2 protein-coding genes and 1 pseudogene are annotated in these 2,537 nt (G+C 64.2%); 2 read left to right on the forward strand and 1 reads right to left on the reverse strand.

Going from position 1 to position 2,537, the window contains the following annotated elements; all coding sequences use genetic code 11:
* Nucleotides 1-114: 114 nt before the first annotated feature.
* Nucleotides 115-866 (reverse strand): IS5 family transposase gene (locus Q0Z44_RS18265; RefSeq protein WP_156447756.1). Its coding sequence is split into 2 segments (ribosomal slippage): nt 115-539 and nt 539-866, totalling 753 coding nucleotides; the frame shifts between segments, so codons are not numbered across the junction.
* A gap of 252 nt (nt 867-1,118) precedes the next feature.
* Here Q0Z44_RS18265 and Q0Z44_RS18320 point away from each other — a divergent pair.
* Together Q0Z44_RS18320 and Q0Z44_RS18275 are read left to right on the forward strand one after the other, a co-directional pair.
* Complete coding sequence (locus Q0Z44_RS18320; RefSeq protein WP_062096469.1) at nt 1,119-1,385, forward strand: transposase; 267 nt, start codon at nt 1,119-1,121, stop codon at nt 1,383-1,385.
* Nucleotides 1,370-2,311, forward strand: a pseudogene (locus tag Q0Z44_RS18275) (IS3 family transposase); the annotation flags it as partial. The gene Q0Z44_RS18320 and the pseudogene Q0Z44_RS18275, both read left to right, overlap by 16 nt.
* Nucleotides 2,312-2,537 lie beyond the last annotated feature (226 nt).

Raw genomic sequence — 2,537 nt, forward strand, 5'->3', positions numbered from 1 at the left:
ACCGCGCTCGGCGCGAACACCGTGAAGAAAGCCGGCTCGCCGATACGGAGGCGTTCACCGCGCAATCCACCGCCGCGCCGCAAGAGCATGCGTTGACGTTAGGCTCCAGACTCATTAAGCCCACCAGATGATGATGGCGGCGATGAAGACGGCGCTGGCAAAGATGGCGGCGAGCTTGTCGTATCGAGTGGCGATGCGCCGCCAGTCCTTGAGCCTGCAGAACATCCGCTCGACGAGATTGCGCTGTTTGTAGGCCTCCGGGTCGAAGGGCTGGATGTTCTTGCGCGTGGGGTTGTTGGGGATGACGGGCGTCGTGCCGCGTTCGGTCAGGAACTTGCGCAACTTGTCGGCGTCGTAAGCGGTGTCGGCCAGGCAGAGGCGTGCGCTGGGTAGGGGTTCCAGAAGTGGCTTGGCAAAGGGGGCGTCGCCGCGTTGTCCGGCGGTTATTTCGAAGGCGATGAGACGTCCCTTACCATCGACGACGGCGTGGATCTTGGTCGTACGTCCGCCGCGCGAACGGCCGATCGCCTGGATGTCGGCCCCCCTTTTCCGCCGCCCGCCGAGCGGTGGGCCTTGGCGCTGGTGGAATCGATCATGTGGACGTCGTTAGGACTGAACGCGACCAAGGCTGCGAACAGCCGCCGCCAGACGCCCTTGATCGTCCAGCGCCGGAAGCGATTGTAGATCGTCGTCGGCGGGCCATAGACCGATGGACAGTCCTGCCAGCGGCAACCCACCTTCAGCACATGGATGATACCGCTGATCACGCGCCGATCGTCCACCCGATGCGCACCAGACTGGTTCTTTGGCAAAAGCGGATCGATCACCGCCCACTGCCGATCCGATAGCCAAAACTCTCCAGCCATGATCCACCTCCGTTAGGAGGAGTGAATCACAGCAAGAGCCATTCAATCAATATTTTGATTGGGTTTCGACCCTAGCGTGATAGGCAGGCGGCCATCGAGCTGGGTGTTGTTCCAGTTCATCTTGGTGAGACCCAGGATCTCCTCGCACAGCGCTTCGAGCGATGAGTCCTGCTCGTAGGCGGTGATCCTGACGTGACCCCCTGAAACTCCTCCAGAAATAATTAGAGTCCGCCCCAGGAAAGGGACGGACGAATGAAGCGATCACGGTTCACGGAAGAACAGATCATCGGGATCCTGCGCGAGCAGGAGGCGGGCGTGCCGGTGGCGGACCTGTGCCGTAAGCACGGGCTCAGCTCGCCGACCTTCTACAAGTGGAAGGCCAAGTACGGTGGCCTGGACGTGTCGGAGGCGCGGCGGCTCAAAGCGCTGGAGGACGAGAACGCCAAGCTCAAGCGGATGCTGGCCGACGCCATGCTCGACAATGTCGCGCTGAAAGACCTTCTGGGAAAAAAGTGGTGACGCCCGCCGCGCATCGGGAGGCTGCAGCCTATCTGCAGTCGGCCTACGAGATGAGCGAGCGGCGGGCGTGCCGGGTGCTGGGCGTGGATCGGACGAGCGTGCGCTACCAGGCCACGCGGCCCGATGACGGCGTCTTGCGCGAGCGGCTGAAGGCCTTGGCCCAGGAGCGACGCCGGTTCGGCTATCGCCGGCTGCACGTGCTGCTTAGGCGCGAGGGTCACGCGGTCAACAAGAAGCGGATTCAGCGGCTCTATCGCGAGGAGAAGCTAACCGTCCGCCGTCGCGGCGGGCGCAAGCGGGCGATCGGCACGCGGCGGCCCCTGGAGGTCCCGCTGGCGCCGAACCAGCGCTGGAGCCTGGACTTCGTGTCCGACCAGATGACCGACGGTCGCCGCTTTCGGATCCTGACGGTGATCGACAACTGCACGCGCGAATGCCTGGCCCTGGTGGCCGACACCTCGCTGTCGGGCCGGCGGGTTGCGCGCGAACTGGACGCCATCATCGCCCAGCGTGGCCGGCGGCCCGACACCATCGTCAGCGACAACGGCACGGAGTACACCTCCAACGCCATCCTGGCCTGGACCGACGACAGCGGCGTGGGCTGGCACTACATCGCGCCGGGCAAGCCCCAGCAGAACGGCTACAACGAGAGCTTCAACGGCCGGCTGCGCGACGAACTGCTCAACGAGACCCTGTTCCGATCCTTGCCGCACGCCCGCGCCGTGCTGGAAACCTGGCGGCGCGACTACAACGAGCGGCGGCCGCACTCCAAGCTCGGCTGGATGACACCCAGGGAGTACGCCAGCGCCTTCTGCGGAGAGGCCGGCCGGCACGCTGCGCAGGCTGATAGCTCCGCGCACCGGCCTCTTGCCACCCACCAACACCAAGGCTCAAATCAACCCAGGACTCTCGTTATGGCTGGATGAGAAATGGGGGTCACGTCAGGCGCTGAGCACTCACATGGAGGGCGCCATGGCGGATCCAGCGCAGGCCAAAGCGACACAGCTACGCAACATAGAAGAGAAGACAGGCGCCTCAGTGCATGACTGGGCTGAGGCCGCCCGATTGGCCGGTGTCGACAAACACGGCGAAATCCGTTCTTGGGCAGATCGGAAGAGCGTCGTGTAGGGAAAGAGTGTCGTTCGGCGTGTA

The organism is uncultured Aquabacterium sp., from assembly GCF_947366995.1.
In the GTDB taxonomy this organism is placed as follows: domain Bacteria; phylum Pseudomonadota; class Gammaproteobacteria; order Burkholderiales; family Burkholderiaceae_C; genus Aquabacterium.